The organism is Klebsiella michiganensis (genome assembly GCF_002925905.1).
Lineage (GTDB): Bacteria > Pseudomonadota > Gammaproteobacteria > Enterobacterales > Enterobacteriaceae > Klebsiella > Klebsiella michiganensis.
In genome coordinates this window covers 47061-64693 of record NZ_PRDB01000032.1, presented here as the reverse complement: position 1 = coordinate 64693, position 17633 = coordinate 47061, and the positions used below count along the sequence as shown (strand labels likewise).

Below are 17633 nucleotides of genomic sequence, written 5' to 3'. Positions count from 1 at the left end.
CTTGTATTTGGCCATCTGCGTTGTCAGACAGCATTGTACTTATTCATTGGTCGGACTTGCCATTGAAATACGCCGGACGCGCAGCCAGTTCACGCTCGATTAACTCGTCGGCAAACAAAGGGGCAACACGATTAATACGTGCCTGCATGTTGCGCCTTCTCACCGCTGCTTTCCGTTCATCGCTCCAGCGTTGGATCTGTTTCTGGCCGAGAAAATCCACGCATACAGCGTAACCTGAGCCAGCCACCCAGCGTGACATCACCTCTTCAGGTGCCGCCTGCCCAGCCTCCACGACAACGGAAATCAGTTCCCGTGGACCTGGGCAGGGCCTGTGCGGCAGTTTCCAGCGCAGAGAATAGCGCCACTTCATACACCACTCCGATCAGCCAGCTTATTTGGCACCTGCCAGCGTTCAGCAACACGAATATGCTCAGGTGTTTCCCGGACAATTAACGGAATTTCGTACATCACTGCATACAGCGGCTCACCGCTGATGCGAAGCCAGTCCAGTTCCTTCAGCGATGTGAATCGCGACTGCCAGCGCCAGAACGGTGCTGCAAGCTCTGCCGCGTCAAACTCGTCGCTCCACCGGGTGTACCAGGTGCAGACGGTTTCCGGTGACTGAAAATTCAGTTCTGTGACAGCCTGTCCCAGCAGGTTCTGACGCAGTAACCAGGACTGCTCGACCTGACGGGCTTCACGGCGCATTTTTCGGGTGAAGGCAAAGTCCTGACGTTTTAGCCTGCGTACTGTTCGGGTATGAAGGACTTCCGGAAAAAGTTCAGCCTGCACATCCATTGTCAGCGGCAGCGGACAGTATTCCCCGTGGCTGGAGATAAGCATATCCAGCGCCTCTTCCACCTGTTTCAGGCTGGAAAGGCGGTCTTTTGGATCACGGTGAAGGCCAGGAATACGGCGGGCAACGTCACTGTTAATCCGGCTACAGCCTGTCAGCAGGCGCAGGAATGTCCGAACGTGTGGCATCGATGGCAGACGTGCGCCGCGCTGGCGAGCTTCTTCCACCGTCATGATGGCCTGCAGCGCTGCCTGACGGGCTGGTTTCAGGGATACAAGAGCACTGGATGACGGGATCATTGTGCGCCCTCCTGTGACAGCGTGCTGATGATGCTGGCAAACGAGTAGCCACCGGCGTCAAGACACTCGATGAGATCCAGAGTATGGGTGATGAGTTCAGGGTTGAATGCATCCATCACGCGAACGACAGAGAACGGCTGACCGTCACGGGTAACAAAGACCACTATCCAGCGAGGATTCAGCTCCCCCGGACTGCATACCGCCACATCAAAGTGACCATGAGGGGGGGTAAAACGGATCTGGACAGGAAAGAAGCCGCCAAATTCGCACCGGTATTCGGCATTCACGGACCAGCCGGACGGTGAGGTCAGATCGCGCATGACAGCGTGACTCAGCTCCCGGCGAAAGTCTTCACCGGCGGCGCGGTAGTCTTCCAGCTCATCAGAAGACATGGTTTTCAGGACATCCAGAGTCAGTAACGTTTTCATTTTCAGTCTCCTTATCGCCGCCCCGCAGGGCGGCGTCTCCGTTATCAGGCGGCGCAGGCCGGGTTGTTATGGTCGGTGACGTCGCCGGCATCAACGTCGGTATCGTTCTGACTTGTTGCCAGACTGAGTTCAGACTTTGCGGCAGGCTGTTTCTGATTGTCAGCACTGGTCATCCATTCCGGAACCCAACGGATTTTTGAGAGGAAGTGCTCTGCATGTTCAGCGGCATCCTTTTTCTTCATCTTCGCGGCGTCCTGTGCTGCGCCAGCCAGTCCGGCCTGAGAGAGTGCCTGTACAATGTGTGGCAGCTTCATGTGCGAGAAAAGGTTATCAGCCGTCGGTTTCCACCAGTCACGAAGGTCAAACTGAATGGCGTTTTCCACCCCATCCAGCGAACTCTGGTGTTTACGACCAAATTCATCCTTGCCCTGTACACCATCTATGGAGCAGGCGGTGCAGAAAGCCATCAGTGCCATCAGGGTTGCGCCATCGAGCGTAAAGAAGGTGGTCATATCCTTTCGCCAGTTTTCCGGCAACAGGGCTTCAAGACGTTCTTTTTCTGCCTGGATGGCCTGAAACGCAACGCTGTTTTCACCGTCAGGTGCTTCACGGGTCAGCGCGTAATGCGACACACTCACGCTAATGCAGAACGGCTCTTTGACGGACGTTGTGGTATGGAAAACCGAGTTACACATTTTCCAGACCATCAGCGCGACGGCTTTCTGCGGCTGCTGCAACAGGGCCGCCTGAACCGCCAGTGTGCGTTCAGAAGAAAGGCGGGTCAGCAACGGGACACTGACGGCGTCCAGCGGATCGACTTTTTCAGGGGCCTGATCGGTGGATGCATCCTTCTCCTCCATTTTTTCATCGGCGCACAGCACCACACCGCGCTGTACTTTCACCTCCTGGCCAGTCCAGGAAACCACCACTCCGGCAGATTGCTTCATTTCATCCGTCCATGCCCGGTGTTTTGCCCGGTGCGCGATGGTCTGCTGTTCTTCCCAGACGGCTTCCAGAGCCCCGGCCACGACGTCATCATTCACGCCGGGGTTCTCGTCTTCATACTTAGCTTCCAGAGCTTCCAGCTCCGCAAGACGTTCTGATTCGGCTTCGGTATATTCCACAGGCGGGACAGCATGCAGGCGCCAGATTTTAGTGTCCTTCCCGTAGTGAGAAATCGGGTCAAGACGACCATCACACCATGACCAGCCTTCCGCTTCGCGGAGGTGCTCCGCGATGTTCTGCAGTTTTTCCAGCAGGGCGGTATCGAGCGATGCACTTTTGACATAGCCGCCGTTTTCGCTGCTGAAGAGATCAACCCGGATTTCATCCGGACTGAATGCGGCCTCTCCCACAAAGCGGAATTTGTCGCCGTTTGTGGAAACCTCTTCTGAGGTAATGAGGTTACGGATCGAGGAAACTGATACTTCATTATTCCAGGACCGTTTGCGCGCGGATTCCAGCACTTCCACCTGGCGTTTCTGATCGCTTTCGAGCGCCAGTGCCTGGCAGTGTTCGGTGGTGATTTCATCCTTCGCCAGCGCCGCCAGAATTTCTGGAGCCAGTTCGGTCAGTTTCAACATGCGCTGAACATGACGCGTACCGAACCCCAGCAAATCGCCAATCTGCGCGGGGGTTTTCCCCTGCTCTGCCAGTGTGCGGAACCCGGCGATCTGTTCAGACGGATGCATTGCCATCTGCTGTTCGTTTTCTGCCATTGATGCCGCAACAGCCAGTTCATCAGGTACCTTTTTCACCATCACCTGATATCCGGCATCGATACGGTTTTCACTCTGCAGGAGCTGCAGCGCTTTCAGGCGACGACCACCGGCAGCCACACCACAGCGACCATCCGGGAGGTTATGCACGACCAGATTCTGCAACAGGCCAATGGCTTCAATGGAATCTGCCATTGAACAGACTTTCTCCGCCGGATAGGGAATGGTCCTGACGTTCAGGGGAGACTTCACCAGTGCCGTCACAGGGACATACTCGACCTGTGCGGCATCGAGAGCCACTTTAAGCGCCTCAGCCTCGGCAGACTTAAGTGTTTTTTTGCTGGTTTTCGGTGCAGTTTTTACCTTAGACTCTGTTGCAGACATAATTGATACCTCTTAGCTATTGATGAATGTCTGCCGGACAGCCCACCTGTCCGGCCTTCTTCTTACTGCTTACTTCGTTTTGCGTACTCCGTAGTCCCGGATGTAGCGGTTCATCATGTCCTCGCCGCCCGGTTCAAAATTCCAGACGCGCCAGATCATGCTGCCGTCATCCTGATGACGGACGACAAGGCGAAAATGGGTCCCCTGATCATCTTCAATCGCCACATTCTGATACTGCGCTGCGACAATCTGAGCCTGCTCGCGGGTAAACGTGCCATCCGGCAGGGATTCAAGCGGGGACAAAACGTTATGGTCCATGTGTTTCTCCTTTTCTGCCCCGCCTGAACGGGGCGTCTTCATCGTGGTTTAAAAGGGCGCGTCATCATCCATTGGTGGGAAATCATCCGGGAGTGGCTGAGGCGGTTGCTGAGACGGGGCGGCATCCTGACGGCCTTTCTTACCGCCCTTCGCTTTCGGGGATTTAGCTGCGGCCTGAGCAGGTTGTGCCGGGGTGGCAGGATTCTGCGGCTGCGCGGCGCTCTCAGGCACTCCGGATTCACGGCGGCCGCCGAGCATCTGCAGGGTGCCGTTCTGCCCGACCAGCACCTCGGTGACGTAGCGCGTGACTCCGGCATCGTCCTGCCAGTTGCGGGTGCGCAGCTGGCCCTCGATGTAGACCTGTGCGCCTTTACGCAGGTATTCACCCGCCACTTCCGCGAGCTTGCCGAACATGACAACACGGTGCCACTCGGTGTTTTCGCGCATCTCTCCCGTCTGCTTGTCACGCCATGTTTCAGACGTGGCCAGCGTCAGATTGACCACTGCGCCCCCGTTGGGCATGTAACGCACTTCCGGGTCCTGTCCCAGATGTCCAACCAGAATGACTTTGTTAACGCCACGTGCTGCCATGATGAATCTCCTTAATCCGTTGTTTTGCCTTTTAAAACCATCACCCGTTGAGTTGCCGGGGCCGCGGTTTTGACGTTTTGCGGGGACCTGCTGAACCTGCCCCCTGGATATAACCTTCACCCGTTTGAGAGCCGTTCGCCGCGAGGGCGTAAACGAGCACGGCCCGGTGCAGATGTCCGGGGGTGAGCGGGAAATTTTTTTCGGCCTAATGAAGCGGCAGCGGAATGGCCGGGAAAAATTTATTGCGAAAGGCCCTGCCGTCCCCTGGACAGCAAGACGGGTTGTGCTTGTCTCAGCCCCGGCGAATGGACTCAAACGGGTGATACGGGTACCAGGGGAAAGGAGCAGGCACCCGCCGCAACGACGAAGAGCGCGGGCGCGAAACGGCGTTGCCCCGCAGAGTGCCGGCAGTCCTTCGCCGGCACGGTGGAAGCGGCGCGACCGGGACGGTCGCAGCAAGCGCTGCCGTTGACCTTGACTTCAGACATCAGACACTAGCCGTCAGGCCCGAAACCGCTTGCGGGTTCGGCGGAGCTTACCGCGTCTTTTCGCGGTTAGCGGAGTGTGGCTCGACGACCGGACAGCGCAGCTGGCCGGGAGCCGAAGGTGTCCAGTATGGGTGTGCTTTTAAAGCCTTTAAGGGTTAAAAAGAGACATCACAGCAGAAAGAAGAAGAGAAAGCAGACAGACAGCAGGCAGCAAACAGGGAAGACGCGGAAAGGAAATGCGGGCGGCGCGTCAGCGCGGCCCGGTTTTCCCGGCGCCGCAGGCGCGCGGTCTTTCGAGGCGCGGCCAGACGGGGACAGGTGCCCCGCCGGCTTAACGTGTCATCAGACGGTTATTCTGAGAATGGCGGTCGCTACCTGGGTATACGTGAATGTTCCCCGCGGCAATGGCTCCCAGACGTCCGCCAGGGACTCCAGCGCCTTTTGCTGACGCGGCCCGTCCAGACATATGCCCGTCAGAATCCCGCCAGGCTCAAGCAGAGTTAATGCCCGCCGGATATGCCGGATATCATCACCGCGATTAAACGGCGGGTTCATGATAATTCGGGTATACCGGCGCTCCGGATGATATTCGAGAAAATCTCCGCACCAGATCCGGACCTCCGGGAAATGCGCCTGCAGGTGACGGGCTAACCCGGCGTGCAGCTCCACGGCGTCACACTTCGCCCGGGGGACTGCATCCCTGATCGCCTGCAGTATGGCGCCCGTTCCGGCACTGGGTTCCAGAATGCGATCGGTTTCCCGGACATCAGCCAGCTCAACCAGCCGGCGACATTCCGGGGAGGGGGTGACAAAAAGTTGCGAGCTACCCTGAATTTCAGCGACAGGGGCGCGCCCTTCCAGTTTGTCCCGCATCGCCTGAATACGGTGTTTAAGGTCATGATGCATGAATGTACTCCCTGACCTCCCCGGCAAGATGCCGGGGAGCCTTCCTGTTATTTTTTCGGAATTTCAACGGTTTTCATGTCTGTGATATACACATTCACGAGCGTACAACCGTGCGTCATGCACCGGCGGAAGCGATAGGCGCCGTGTGTTTCGGTTTCTGCAGCACCCCGCACGCCTTTATAATCAGCGGGTAATTTCGCCCACTCGGCTTTTGTCATTTCCCGGAACCCTTCCCCCGGATAATTGACGATCGGTGGGCGCTTCGCCGCTTTCTTCGCGTTGCTGGCTTCCTCCGCTGTCGGGGCTTTGTAGTCCGTGATACGGTCGGGCGTGAGTTTCATCGTGCCGCTGTAGCCCAGAAAGCGATAACCGGGCGTTTCGACTGAACTCACCTCCCCCTTACTCCGGTTAACCCGGAGAATGGTTAACCATTCTCCCCGACTCAGTACCTGCCCGCCTGGTTCAAATTCCTGTGTTCGGGTGACAACGCCACCGTTTTCATTGAGCATCGCGCGTTCGTAGGCCAGGCGGTTCTGGTAATGATTCACCCAGCGCTGTTGGTGGTTAATCGTGCGCTCATGACAGCGGATCGCAATATCACGCGCCTGTTCAAAAGTAATGATCTCCTCAGACAGGGCAGAATGGAGAGACATCGAGCCCTCATACTGGCTTTTCTCTGCCGGGCGGGGGTATTTGTCGAGCGTGAAGCAGGCATGAATATGATCATAATTACTGACCAGTAACGCCATTTTCAGATCGAGCGTCTGCGCACGCCACATCGTCATATACTTTTCAGACCGGGCAATGTGCTTTTGGGACTTGCGTAATTCCGCCTCGATTTTTTTGATACGGCGGTAACGCACATCCGGACGCTCCTTGTATTTCGCGTGCCGCAGAGAGGCCTGCGCGCGCTGTTCCCAGTATTCGGCGCGCTCGAACAGCATCACCGCACGTTTCATGCCGTTCTCAATTTTCTGCGCATGCCGGCGCGCGCGGCGCTCGCTGTGGTGGCCTACCAGGATCGGCTGTCCCAGGGGGACAGCCGATGCCAGCGAATCAACATGCGCAAGCGCCTGCTCCGATTCAACCGCCCGCCGGTCACTGTAGTCACTGAACCGCCCGGCGCGCTGCTCCTGGCGATCAAACAGGGTGCTGTCCTCGTCCTCGATATCACCGGCGAGGGAAAGCAGGACATCCTCCCGCCCCGGCGTCCAGGCTGGCGCCACAAAAAGTTCCTGTTTGGGCGCCCAGCGAAAGCCTGCTTTGTTGATCAGGGAATACGTTTCTTCATCGAGCCGTAATGATGCGTAAAGTCGCAATTTATTATCATCGGGTGAATAGGTTGCCCGGTAAGTCTGGCCTGCGGTGTTTTCCGTCATGATCTGTGCGGTAGTCGGTGCCATTGTGTTTTCTCCTTCCTGCAGTTGCCGCCCCTCGCGGGGCGGCTCACCTCATCAGTTAAATGCGCGTTTCAGTTCCAGCGTGCGGAGTACCTGCCCGAGGGCGGTATTTTTCATCGCGGGGATGTGGACACCGCGCCCTTTGCGGTGACTTCTGGCGATATGACGCCCGAAAGCTCTGAGAGCGGGATCAATCTCCGGTGCGGTGATATCTGCGCGCAGAATGCGCGAATGACGACGGGGCTTTACAGCGCCTGCGGAAGGTGAAAAAATAGAAACGATCATAGAGTTGACTCCTTATGGTAGTTAACGAAGCCGGAAAAACCGTTCGTGCGATTTTTACGGCGTGGGAGAAGCAGGGTTTACCCTGCTTTTTTCATATCTGCGGTTTGCTTCCCGCTTCTTCTTCCTCCTTCTTAAGCTGATCGGTAATGTCTTCCGGTTCGCCCAGAAACCAGCCTTTGACGGGTTCACAGCGTTCAATAAACGCTTTTATCGCCCGTTTTCCGGTCGTGGCCTGCACCCGGGTAAACATCGGCAGATTGCCGCTGGCATTGCTTCCCAGAAATGCGATCCGATACGTACGCAATGAAGGATCCTGCATTTTTCTTTTTCCTGATTTTTAAAGAACATCACCCGTTGAGTTGCCGGGGCCGCGGTTTTGACTTTGTGCGGGGACCTGCTGAACCTGCCCCCTGGTATTAACTTCACCCGTTTGAGAGCCGTTCGCCGCAAGGGCGTAAACGAGCACGGCCCGGTGCAGATGTCCGGGGGTGAGCGGGAAATTTTTTTCGGCCTAATGAAGCGGCAGCGGAATGGCCGGGAAAAATTTATTGCGAAAGGCCCTGCCGTCCCCTGGACAGCAAGACGGGTTGTGCTTGTCTCAGCCCCGGCGAATGGACTCAAACGGGTGATACGGGTACCAGGGGAAAGGAGCAGGCACCCGCCGCAACGACGAAGAGCGCGGGCGCGAAACGGCGTTGCCCCGCAGAGTGCCGGCAGTCCTTCGCCGGCACGGTGAAAGCGGCGCGACCGGGACGGTCGCAGCAAGCGCTGCCGTTGACCTTGACGTCAGACATCAGACACTAGCCGCCAGGCCCGAAACCGCGTAGCGGGTTCGGCGGAGCTTACCGCGTCTTTTCGCGGTTAGCGGAGTGTGGCTCGACGACTGAACCGCGGCAGCGGGTCAGGAGCCGAAGGTGGCCCCGGGGCAGATTGTGTGAAAAGAAAGTCAGGCGGAGGAAGAGCAGCAGCAAGATGGAGAGTACCGGTCAGGTTTGGTCTGATCTGGTCTGGTCTGGTCTGGTCTGGTCAGGACTGAGATTCGCCCTTCTCTTTTCTGTACTGAACAACGCAGTACCAGGCCGAAGCCAGGAAAGCAAAAACGGTGATCAACCCGCGTAATTCGTCACCCGGCTCTTTCCCCTTCAGCATCAGCGTTATGATGATGCCGGCAACGATAATCCACACAATGCCACTCCAGAGGCGCAGCTTATCCGCCACGACATTAATCAGAACAAAAGCAACGGCCAGGATAGCCCCCCACAGAGCCGGAACAGGCTGAAACGGAATAAAAAACAGGTTAATACCGGTTAAAAGCGTCACGGCAGCAAACATCAGAGACATACGCACAGATTACCCTCCCTGGACACACTGAGTAAGAAAATCAATTCTGCTGATCATCGCCCGGTTTATTATATTCGGGCGCATTTGCGCGCGGCAGCTGCTGACTGTTCAGTCGATGTACGCGGAGCCGTTCATGGAAATATTCGCGCAGGTGTTCAGGCTGTTCCCGTTCAACAAGTTCCGGCACGACGGGCTTGTTCATGCGCTCCTGCCAGGCAACAGCAGCAGCCACCTTATCGACGGCAACTTTATCCTGCTCCTCCTTTGAAAAAGAGGCGATATTCCACTTTGACATATGCTTTACCGGTCTGCTTTACAGGAAGATATCCCTGATAATACGCGAATTCCGGGGCAACAGCGACTGACAACGGAGAGGAGAGTGCGCGGCGCCGGAGGCGCGGCGACGTCTCTCTCCGGCAGGCGCAGCCTGCCCGGGTTTTCGCGCGGCCGGAAGCGGCAGAGGTTCCCCCCTGCCCTGTGATTTATCGTGCCTTTCCCCCCTGAAGAATGAAATGGCCGCCAATATAGACGGCGCACTGACAGGTCATGTATTCGCAGATTTCATCCATCACCTGCGCAGTGGTCAGTTCCCGCTGACCGGCATCGCGGCGGCTGGCATTAATCAGGGCTTTGTACTGTCGCAGGATATCGCGGCTTTGTGGTGCAAGTTTCATGTGCTTTCTCCTTAACCGGCGGGCTTCCCCGCCGGATAGTCATCAGTTGCTGAATACATAGCCTTCATGGAAGACATAGCCGCTGCTGAACAGATCCCGCGCGTAAGCCTCATAATCGAAATAGACGCGCAGGGATTCAGGCACCTCGTTTAACAGGCCGTGATCCTCCACAAAGCCATAAGCAAAATCCTCCTCGCTTTCAGCCTCGCCACAATACGCCTCATCAAAGGCGTCATAGTCGCACTCGCCGGTATAGTCCGCCCAGGCCACAAACGCGGCAGCGCGTCCTTCGTCCTGCGCCTGCCGGAATGCCTCGATAAACGCCCACTTAACAGAGGATTCAGAGGCAAACTGAGACGGGATCCCTTCCCAGTCCTGAAACATAAACTCGGGGTCATCCTCGGCGGCATGCAACGCCCGGCAGGCGTCATAAAATTCGTCTTCGTCGTCGAAGTCGGTTAAATCAAACCATTTGCCAAAAATACTGCCGCCGTTGTACTGGTGATATGTGCCCACGTAGACGGCCGGAACGGTTACTGATGAAGTCATTTTTGTCTCCCTGCGGGGCGGTGTAACCGCCCCGGTCGTTAATCAGTCCAGCGCGGCGTAAATAGCACTGCATTCGGGGTGAAAGGTGATGTGATTCCAGAGCTGGGCATCACGCAGCATATAAAGGCGAGTCAGCGCCGGGTTACTGCTGTCATGATGGGCCGCCAGACGGCGATTAATCGCCAGGCTGGTCAGAATAATGCCCGCCGCGTCGGCGCTGACAGTGCGATCAAACCAGTTTTCGCTACTGACCAGATGTACCCGGCCACAATCCGGCATCATGTAGCCGCCCCCCTCCGGCAGGCGAATAAAATGCCAGAAGCCGCCCTCATAGCCGGGCATCCATTTTTTGGCCAGAGCGTACACCTGTAATTCCGCGAGCATGAAATCCGTGCCGAACAGGTACGGCATAAAAGACAGGCGGTCACACTCTTCAACATTCAGGACCGGGCATGTATTCACATACTGCATGGATAAACCTCCGTAATCACATAGACTGCGGCACCGGGTTGTGCCGTGCCGACACGACAGCCCGGCGAAAAGCGGAAGATGCAGGGGCGACACCGGAGGCCGCAGCGCAGATATAGCGCGAAGCTGGTCTGGACGGTTTTCGAGCGAAACCTGAGCGAGAAAACGACGGGAAGAACGGCGAGCATCATAAAAAACCTGCGACCGGGCGAGGATGGCGGCGTCAGCGCACCCTTGCATCTGCAGCGGCCGGGCTAAAGTGAAGGCACGGCACAACCCGTCGCGATGCAGGAGGTTGAATACAGGGTTTCTCTCCCCCGTTTTTCGACCACCGGGAGAAAAGCGGAAGCAGATGTCGCAACGCGACAGACGCAGTAATAAGGCCTCGGACCGGAGGGATGGGGCCGGGTGAAGCGGAGCCGGCGGCAACGGCAAGCCGGCGACTGCCTTATCCGGGGATGGCGGCGCCAGCGAACTCCAGCCTCTGCGGCTGCCGGGCTAAAGTGAAGGCACGGCACAGCCAGCACACGGCACGGCGATAACAGAGGGTTGTGTTCACCCAAAAGGCCCGGAAACCGGGCCGGGTGGACGCGGAGCCGGCACGGCGACATCCTTATCGCACCACACCTCCTGTGCCGGCAAGCTGACAAGGGAGGGTCCCCCTCCCCTGACGCTCCGGGCTGTCACTCCTGAGTTCTGCTGGCGCGGGCCTCCCTCACCATTTCCCTTAAAACCCGGCGATCAAACCAGCGCCGGACCGGAGTGTCCGTAAAACGCAGCTGATCAGCGATAACCCCTGCGCTCCTGATAGTTTCCTCCCGCTCGTTAACCAGGGTGAGCAGGACCGGGCAGAATCGCGCATCGCGAATCAGAATGGCATCGAGGACCTGATCCAGCCTGTCGGTTTCGTCTTCGTCCAGGCAGTTATCATGATCATACTCCACGGCCAGCAAGCGCCAGTCACCGATCCGCCTGTCCATCAGACGGGGATTGACGGACGGCGTAAGCGCGGCGGCGATGCGCTTCGTATCCCGGTGGACGATTTCCGATATCTGCGTGAGGGAGGCTTTCAGGAAGGCCAGCAGATCGTCACATTCCGCCGCTGTCAGCCACTCCTGAGCGTAAGGCAGGCGGATAACCTGACAGTCAGCCAGCCGCTCCGGATGCGGATATGCCTGCACCGGAAAGAGATGCAGACGAGCCGGGGTTCCCGCCAGCCGCCGGGCGCTGGCGAGCAACAACGCTGCCCGGCCATACGTCAGCGGCTGACAAAGCTGTTCCGTAAGCGTGAGGATTTCCACGCCACTGAGAGAGCCGCAGGCGGCAAGCCAGCCGGGTACGGTTTCGGGGGCGACGGGCGCCATATCAACAGTGTCGGGCCAGCCAGCCTGGCGCAGCATCCGGTCGCCGTGACGCAGAATAAGCGTGTTAAGGGTTTCTTTTTTCATCATTATCGTCTCTGTCCGGGTTATATCACCCCGCCGCGTGGCGGGGCGATCTGCTGTCAGCTTTTCAGTAATGCCCGCACTTTTGCTGTATCCGCCAGGCGGCGCATTACGCTTTCCGGCACCGGGAGATTGCGATCCCGTGCGGTCCATTCCCTGTCCCACAATGCCTGTTCGGCGGTAATCAGCAGGGTTTCAAGCAGGTCAACCGGCACAGTCACCCTCTGCCCGTTCTCTTTCACCTGGTCTATCAGTGCCATCACCAGGCCGGCTGACACGCCCGACTCAAGCCGTTGTTCTTCCGGTATAGTGTCCATGCGTTCCAGTACTGCCCTTACGTCATGTTCTGAAAAGGAATATTCCATCCCGTCAGCCAGTGCTTCAATATCCGCCGGGGTCCAGATAATCAGGTTCAGCGGGGTTTCTGCGGGATATTGCTCATTCAGCATCCTGCAAAGATCTTCACGGGTTCCGTACATGTTCTCTCCTCAATCCAGAAAGCTTTCATCGAGCATCAGTGCAATATTGAACGCCTCATCCATCAGGACGCTGAGACGTCGTAGACTGATACCGGCAAGCCGTTCCGCCAGTCCGTCGTACCGGTAGTGGTACGTGTCTTCCAGCACTTTCAGGGTGGTTTTCAGGTCGCAAAGATTGTTCGCCAGCCCGGCCACATCGCGGCGCAGGGTTTCGTGTCCGTCGTAATTCATTACGCGGCCTCCGGAAGCCATTCATCGTTCGCCGCCGGGGTATTTACGGCCCGGTGCATGGCGGCCAGTCGTTCGGTTCCGGCCCGGTGGTACTGCGCCAGCATTTCGATGCCGATATAGCGGCGTCCGGCACGGTATGCAGCGACGCAGGTCGAACCGCTTCCGGCAAACGGGTCGAGAACAATCGCGCCCGGAGCGCTGAATGACTCAATCAGCGGCTGTAGCGCCTCCACTGGTTTCTGCGTCGGATGCAGGGTATTACCGGTATACGGGAAGGGCAGCACATCCGGCAGCGGTTTAAGGGGCGGCACGGGGCGGCCTTTGGCAAGGACATAAGCCCCTTCATGGCAGTAGTCCACAAATCCGCGTCGGGCCCTGGCGTTACGACGGTTGGAGGCATAGTTTTTGGTGAACACAAGCTGGCCCACGGCATAGAATCCTGCCGCCTTCCACGCGGCCATAAAGCGGTCCACACGGTTCCAGCCGTAGAAGCTCACCATCAGCGCGTCTTTTTTAAGGACGCGGTACATCTCCAGCGTGGCCGGTTGCAGCCATTCGTCCGTCACATCCCCGGCAATCTGTCTGCCCTGACGGTCCTTAAAACCGACGAGGTAAGGCGGATCGGTCACAATAAGGTCCACGGCACGGTCGGGGAATCCGCGCATCACATCAATACAGTTCCCGAGAATGAATCTGGACATGGCAGCACTCCTGTAGTCTGAGGGGGCAGGAGGCATCACCGCGATACCGTTCCCTGCCGCACGCTGCCTGTTCATCGCGTCCGGTCACGGGTCAGGCCGACCGTGGAATACCGCAGCCGTCCGTCTTTTGGACGGCAAGGATATGCCGCGAAAGCGGCTTGAAGGGCGTTCCTTAAAAGGGCGAGGGACTGGCGTACACTCTCAACGACGCCGGGCCGGAGCGGAAAAACCGCCCGTCCCGTACCAGACCGGACGCGAGACACTGGCAGCGGGCGGCAGGCTTGCGTTAACTCCAGGCGAACGGGGAATTACCGGCATACCTGTCCACAAATCCGGGGCTTAAGATTGTGGATATCCTGAAGGCAAACGACGGAGAAGCGCGGGAGAACAGACGCCACCACGCCTGTTCTTTTTTTGAACAACCGGAATGTTTATATCAGCGGTTCAGGGATTTATCCCCGGCCAGTGACAGGCCAATATAGACGCCCGCCCCCCAGATGACCTGCGACAAAATGAAAACCCACTGCGGAACGTCGAAAACCAGAAGCGGAAGCAGACATACCGTCACAATGCCAATCAGCCGGCTGCCAAATTTTCTGCGCACCGGTTCACTGCTGTCGACGGGAATGCGGGCGAGACGGAGAACATTTCTGAATCCTGGTGACATGAGAACCTCCCTGGGATGCCAGTCATTTGAAATCGGTGTAGTAGTGGATGTGATTCGTACAGTTAGTCGCCGAATGCACGCCGCATATTTTTCTTTATTTCCCGGGTATCCGCCCCGGACACCGGCGCGGCAGATGCTGCCGGCGTATCCGGTACTGCAGCTGCAGCCCTGTTCACGTCAGCGGTGCCGGCCATCTGCTGAACCAGTGCCTGCAGCTCACTGACCGAGGTGGGCGGTACCGGCATACTGGCCAGCAGGCGCGGCAGTTCCGGCGCCGTCGTGTGGAGGGCAAGACCGGTGATAATCAGGTTTCTCAGCAGATCCCCACGCAGACGGGATGACGCTTCCGTCAGCACACTTTCCACCCGTTCCCCACTCCGGCCATTCTGAAGCGTCAGGGTGTAACGCCGGCGCTGGTATTCTGTCTCCGGTGACACGGGCAGAGCTGCCTCACCATTTTCGGGCTCATCCGGAAGGCCGGTGAGTGAGGACCAGGTTCCGGAGACCAGGGCCATCACGGCGCAAAGGCGGACAGCGCTCAGTTGCCCGGCAAAGAACACCGGGATCAGCGCCGGTAAACGGGCATCCACCTGGTATACCACCGCCCCGGCGGTGGCGGCGGTACGGATGAACTCACCGCGCAGGGGCTGTGAGATGGTGCTGATGGTTGCCATTGCCGCGATGTCGGTGCGATCGTCGCTGTGCAGATAGAAAGAATACTGGCCGTCCGGCACGTTTAGTCCTCTTTATTGTAAAGGGCAATCTCCCTGGCCAGCGCCATCTGCGGATCGCCAATAACCTCGATACGGTCAGGAGCCAGAGGCCAGGCCTGACGGATAGCTTCTTCTATGAGGGAAGCCCCTCCCCCGACCAGGAATACCCGGTTAACGTTCCTGAAGGCCGTCAGCTCACTGGTGACACGCGCCCCCAGGGAAGTGATCGCCTCTGTTATTTTGTTCCGAACCTCGTCGATTTTACCGGCATCGTTGATCACACGCTGCAGATACTGACGATCATTGCGGTTGCGGATGATAGTGTCAGCGATGAGGGCGCTGGTTTCGCTGTCTGCCGCCCGCAGCGCGCCTGCAGCTGCGCGGGTGACCTGTGACACGCCGACAGACGGATTACCGTGCACCGCACTGATATCATCAAACTGGCCGACAATCACACCGGCATCGAGCGTGGTGCCACCGAGATCGATAATCAGGGTGGTCTCAGCGGGGCCGGGTTTCAGCTCCGCGAGACGGGAGAACGCCGCCGGTAGTGATTCCGGCATCACCTTCACGTCCGTTACGGTAAATGCTCTGCCCTTATTCAGAACCAGCTCACGCATCAGGTTTTCCCGTTTGCGTCGTATGTTCTCCTCGTTCCGCTGGCAGTCCCCGTCGTAATACTCGCTCAGGGGCAGCGTCACGGTCAGGCTCACCGGCTGCGGCTCCAGTCCGCTGTTCAGCAGCGCATGATGCACGGCCAGCAGGTTGAGATCACCGTACTGATATTCCACGTTTGTTGTCGGGATGGCATCCCGGCTGACGCTGTCCCAGGTGTATTTCAGCGTGCCCACCTGATAATTGAACGTTGCCGCACTGAATTCCGCCACTTTCCAGCCATGCCGGAAGGAGTTCGCAGAGACACGTGTCTGAAGTTCATCTCCTTCAAACCATGCCAGCTTAACATTAGTTGAACCATCATCGCAGTAAATATTCATCAATATGCTCCGTTAGTTACACTCAATTTGATACCAATTATAAGAGCAAAATGAAAAAAACAAAGTAACATTTCTCAATATGAGCAATATAAAAATATCAAAATGACTAATATAAGCATTTTGAACACCTTTATTTACTCAAAATGTTCTTAAGGCATGCGATCTGGATTATCGTCACGCTGTTAAATATGTCGCGGTAGGGATACCCGTTACCGGATACCCCCCGCACAGATCCCGGCGTGCGCGATTTACGCACCGGGCTCCTGCCTCGGGTGTCTGGCGGTGAACCGCTCCACAGGCCATGGATGAAGAACCCGAACCCTTGGTAGCCATGCGGCTGCCAGTTTGTTTGCTTTCGTCCAGGTCGTATCATCCTTCTGGCTCCTGCGCCTGAGCGCCCGGCGCCAGAGGTTTGTTACGTGTGTCCTGAACTTCTGCATGGTGGGGAAGTTGCCCGGTACCGAGTGATAGTTCAGGTATCCCTGAACCACTCTCCTGAGCCATTTTCCCTGTTCGGGGATTGAGTAATGCCAGCGCCTTCGCAGACCGTCTTTGATGGCTTTCAGAGTTGCCGTCATCCGATCCCGGCGGGTCTTTCGTATCAGCATGAACCTGCCGTTGCGATCTTTCCCGCTGATGTGCGTGAACCCGAGGAAGTTGAACGTTTCTGGTTTGCCTTTTCCCCTGATGGCACGGTTTTCGGCAGCGAAGCGGCCGAACTCCATCAGACGGGTTTTCTCCGGGTGAACCGTGAGTCCGAACTCCCTCAGTCTGCGCTGCATGGCTATACGGAAGCGCCGGGCATCGTATCGTTTGTCGAACCCGATGACGATGTCATCGGCGTATCTGACCATTACCACATTGCCTGTGGCATAGCGACGTCGCCACTGATGCGCCCACAGATCGAAGACGTAGTGGAGGTATATGTTTGCCAGCAGCGGTGAGATGACCGCACCCTGTGGGGTGCCTTCCTCCGTTGCTCGCCATTGACCCTCCTCCGACGTCCCGGCTGTGAGCCACTTACGTATGAGCCTGATTACCCTCCGGTCGCCGATCCGATGCTCTGTGAACCTGATCAGCCATTCGTGGCTCACCCTGTCGAAGAACTGACTGATGTCGGCATCCAGTACCCAGTTTACGTTAGTGCGTACCAGCCCTGTGGCCAGTGCGTCCAGTGCATCGTGCTGGCTTCGCCCGGGTCTGAACCCGTATGAGAACCCCATAAAGTCGTTTTCATAGACTGCGTTCAGGATTTTCACCAGCGCATACTGGACGATCTTGTCCTCCAGCGAGGCGATGCCGAGCGGGCGTTGTTTTCCATCCGCTTTTGGGATGTAGTGACGCCTGCCGGGCTGCGCCCTGTAGCTGCCCTGATGTAGCCTCCGGTGCAGATCTGTTATGTTGTTCTTCATGTTTCCGGCGTAGTCCATCCACCTGATGCCATCCACTCCGGCGGCCGCTTTCCTGCTCAGGGAGAGGAATGCGGCTTCCAGTGCTTCGACTGTCAGCAGGTGGAACAATGCTGTAAACCGTTCTTTCTTCCGCTGCTTCGCAGCTTCCCGCACGCGTGACAGCCTCTGTGACATGCTTTCCCGGCTCTGTGTCCGGCGCATGTGTGGCTGTTCCGCGTTCCCCTTGGCCCCGCTCCTTCGCTCCACTGACTCCGCTCCTTTCGGGTTGTTCGCCTGCTTCGCCGCTACTATGAGCGAGTCCGACTTCTCCTCTCCGTACATCACCGGCTATGACTCCTCGTCTTC

23 protein-coding genes and 1 pseudogene are annotated in these 17633 nt (G+C 57.5%); all 24 read right to left on the bottom strand.

The window, feature by feature from the left end:
* Positions 1 to 43: 43 nt before the first annotated feature.
* Positions 44 to 370, bottom strand: coding sequence for a hypothetical protein (locus CDA56_RS30145; RefSeq protein WP_064184146.1), 327 nt, complete (start codon positions 368 to 370; stop codon positions 44 to 46).
* Positions 367 to 1095, bottom strand: a complete 729-nt coding sequence (locus CDA56_RS30140) for a plasmid SOS inhibition protein A (RefSeq protein ID WP_001568058.1) — start codon at positions 1093 to 1095, stop codon at positions 367 to 369. Before CDA56_RS30140 ends, CDA56_RS30145 begins: the two co-directional genes overlap by 4 nt.
* Positions 1092 to 1523 (bottom strand): conjugation system SOS inhibitor PsiB, encoded by a 432-nt coding sequence (psiB, locus tag CDA56_RS30135; protein ID WP_004194235.1) that lies wholly within the window; start codon positions 1521 to 1523, stop codon positions 1092 to 1094. The genes CDA56_RS30140 and psiB overlap by 4 nt, the downstream gene beginning before the upstream one ends.
* A gap of 44 nt (positions 1524 to 1567) precedes the next feature.
* Positions 1568 to 3625, bottom strand: a complete 2058-nt coding sequence (locus tag CDA56_RS30130; RefSeq protein ID WP_104011514.1) for a ParB/RepB/Spo0J family partition protein — start codon at positions 3623 to 3625, stop codon at positions 1568 to 1570.
* Between the two features lie 69 nt (positions 3626 to 3694).
* Positions 3695 to 3943 (bottom strand): DUF905 domain-containing protein, encoded by a 249-nt coding sequence (locus tag CDA56_RS30125; protein ID WP_009310026.1) that lies wholly within the window; start codon positions 3941 to 3943, stop codon positions 3695 to 3697.
* Between the two features lie 48 nt (positions 3944 to 3991).
* Complete coding sequence (locus tag CDA56_RS30120) at positions 3992 to 4534, bottom strand: single-stranded DNA-binding protein (protein ID WP_014343512.1); 543 nt, start codon at positions 4532 to 4534, stop codon at positions 3992 to 3994.
* Between the two features lie 830 nt (positions 4535 to 5364).
* The gene (locus CDA56_RS30105; RefSeq protein ID WP_004152756.1) at positions 5365 to 5928 is read right to left on the bottom strand and encodes a methyltransferase; all 564 of its coding nucleotides are present in this window, start codon (positions 5926 to 5928) and stop codon (positions 5365 to 5367) included.
* Between the two features lie 47 nt (positions 5929 to 5975).
* Positions 5976 to 7331, bottom strand: a complete 1356-nt coding sequence (locus CDA56_RS30100; RefSeq protein WP_013054814.1) for a DUF3560 domain-containing protein — start codon at positions 7329 to 7331, stop codon at positions 5976 to 5978.
* A gap of 51 nt (positions 7332 to 7382) precedes the next feature.
* Positions 7383 to 7613 carry a CCDC81 family HU domain 1-containing protein gene (locus CDA56_RS30095; RefSeq protein ID WP_001568051.1) on the bottom strand — a complete coding sequence of 77 codons (231 nt, stop codon included), beginning with the start codon at positions 7611 to 7613 and terminating at the stop codon, positions 7383 to 7385.
* A 91-nt stretch (positions 7614 to 7704) separates the two neighbouring features.
* The gene (locus tag CDA56_RS30090) at positions 7705 to 7932 is read right to left on the bottom strand and encodes a hypothetical protein (protein WP_001568050.1); all 228 of its coding nucleotides are present in this window, start codon (positions 7930 to 7932) and stop codon (positions 7705 to 7707) included.
* A 707-nt stretch (positions 7933 to 8639) separates the two neighbouring features.
* Positions 8640 to 8960 (bottom strand): hypothetical protein, encoded by a 321-nt coding sequence (locus CDA56_RS30080; protein WP_023287108.1) that lies wholly within the window; start codon positions 8958 to 8960, stop codon positions 8640 to 8642.
* Positions 8961 to 8994: 34 nt separating this feature from the next.
* Positions 8995 to 9249: a DNA polymerase III subunit theta gene (locus tag CDA56_RS30075; RefSeq protein ID WP_004152357.1), complete on the bottom strand. Its 255-nt coding sequence runs from the start codon at positions 9247 to 9249 to the stop codon at positions 8995 to 8997.
* 187 nt (positions 9250 to 9436) lie between these two features.
* Positions 9437 to 9628: a hypothetical protein gene (locus tag CDA56_RS30070; RefSeq protein WP_104011513.1), complete on the bottom strand. Its 192-nt coding sequence runs from the start codon at positions 9626 to 9628 to the stop codon at positions 9437 to 9439.
* Between the two features lie 42 nt (positions 9629 to 9670).
* Positions 9671 to 10177, bottom strand: a complete 507-nt coding sequence (locus CDA56_RS30065) for an antirestriction protein ArdA (protein WP_013214014.1) — start codon at positions 10175 to 10177, stop codon at positions 9671 to 9673.
* A 42-nt stretch (positions 10178 to 10219) separates the two neighbouring features.
* The gene (locus tag CDA56_RS31165; protein ID WP_023279469.1) at positions 10220 to 10648 is read right to left on the bottom strand and encodes an antirestriction protein; all 429 of its coding nucleotides are present in this window, start codon (positions 10646 to 10648) and stop codon (positions 10220 to 10222) included.
* A 680-nt stretch (positions 10649 to 11328) separates the two neighbouring features.
* The gene (locus CDA56_RS30055) at positions 11329 to 12096 is read right to left on the bottom strand and encodes a hypothetical protein (protein ID WP_013214013.1); all 768 of its coding nucleotides are present in this window, start codon (positions 12094 to 12096) and stop codon (positions 11329 to 11331) included.
* A 53-nt stretch (positions 12097 to 12149) separates the two neighbouring features.
* On the bottom strand, positions 12150 to 12569 hold the full coding sequence (locus tag CDA56_RS30050) for a DUF1380 domain-containing protein (protein WP_001568043.1): 420 nt from the start codon (positions 12567 to 12569) through the stop codon (positions 12150 to 12152).
* Between the two features lie 9 nt (positions 12570 to 12578).
* Positions 12579 to 12800 carry a hypothetical protein gene (locus CDA56_RS30045; protein ID WP_032411297.1) on the bottom strand — a complete coding sequence of 74 codons (222 nt, stop codon included), beginning with the start codon at positions 12798 to 12800 and terminating at the stop codon, positions 12579 to 12581.
* Positions 12800 to 13501 carry a DNA methylase gene (locus tag CDA56_RS30040; protein ID WP_001568041.1) on the bottom strand — a complete coding sequence of 234 codons (702 nt, stop codon included), beginning with the start codon at positions 13499 to 13501 and terminating at the stop codon, positions 12800 to 12802. The genes CDA56_RS30045 and CDA56_RS30040 overlap by 1 nt, the downstream gene beginning before the upstream one ends.
* 71 nt (positions 13502 to 13572) lie before the next feature.
* Positions 13573 to 13742: pseudogene (locus CDA56_RS31465) on the bottom strand (hypothetical protein); the annotation flags it as partial.
* 195 nt (positions 13743 to 13937) lie between these two features.
* Positions 13938 to 14168: a hypothetical protein gene (locus CDA56_RS30035; RefSeq protein WP_001568040.1), complete on the bottom strand. Its 231-nt coding sequence runs from the start codon at positions 14166 to 14168 to the stop codon at positions 13938 to 13940.
* 62 nt (positions 14169 to 14230) lie between these two features.
* Positions 14231 to 14902 carry a plasmid partitioning/stability family protein gene (locus tag CDA56_RS30030; protein ID WP_015345000.1) on the bottom strand — a complete coding sequence of 224 codons (672 nt, stop codon included), beginning with the start codon at positions 14900 to 14902 and terminating at the stop codon, positions 14231 to 14233.
* A gap of 2 nt (positions 14903 to 14904) precedes the next feature.
* A complete protein-coding gene (gene parM, locus CDA56_RS30025; protein WP_001568038.1) occupies positions 14905 to 15876 on the bottom strand; it encodes a plasmid segregation protein ParM domain-containing protein in 972 nt (323 codons plus the stop codon).
* A 248-nt stretch (positions 15877 to 16124) separates the two neighbouring features.
* Entirely contained in the window at positions 16125 to 17612 is a 1488-nt protein-coding gene (ltrA, locus tag CDA56_RS30020) for a group II intron reverse transcriptase/maturase (RefSeq protein ID WP_004178082.1), read from the bottom strand.
* Positions 17613 to 17633 lie beyond the last annotated feature (21 nt).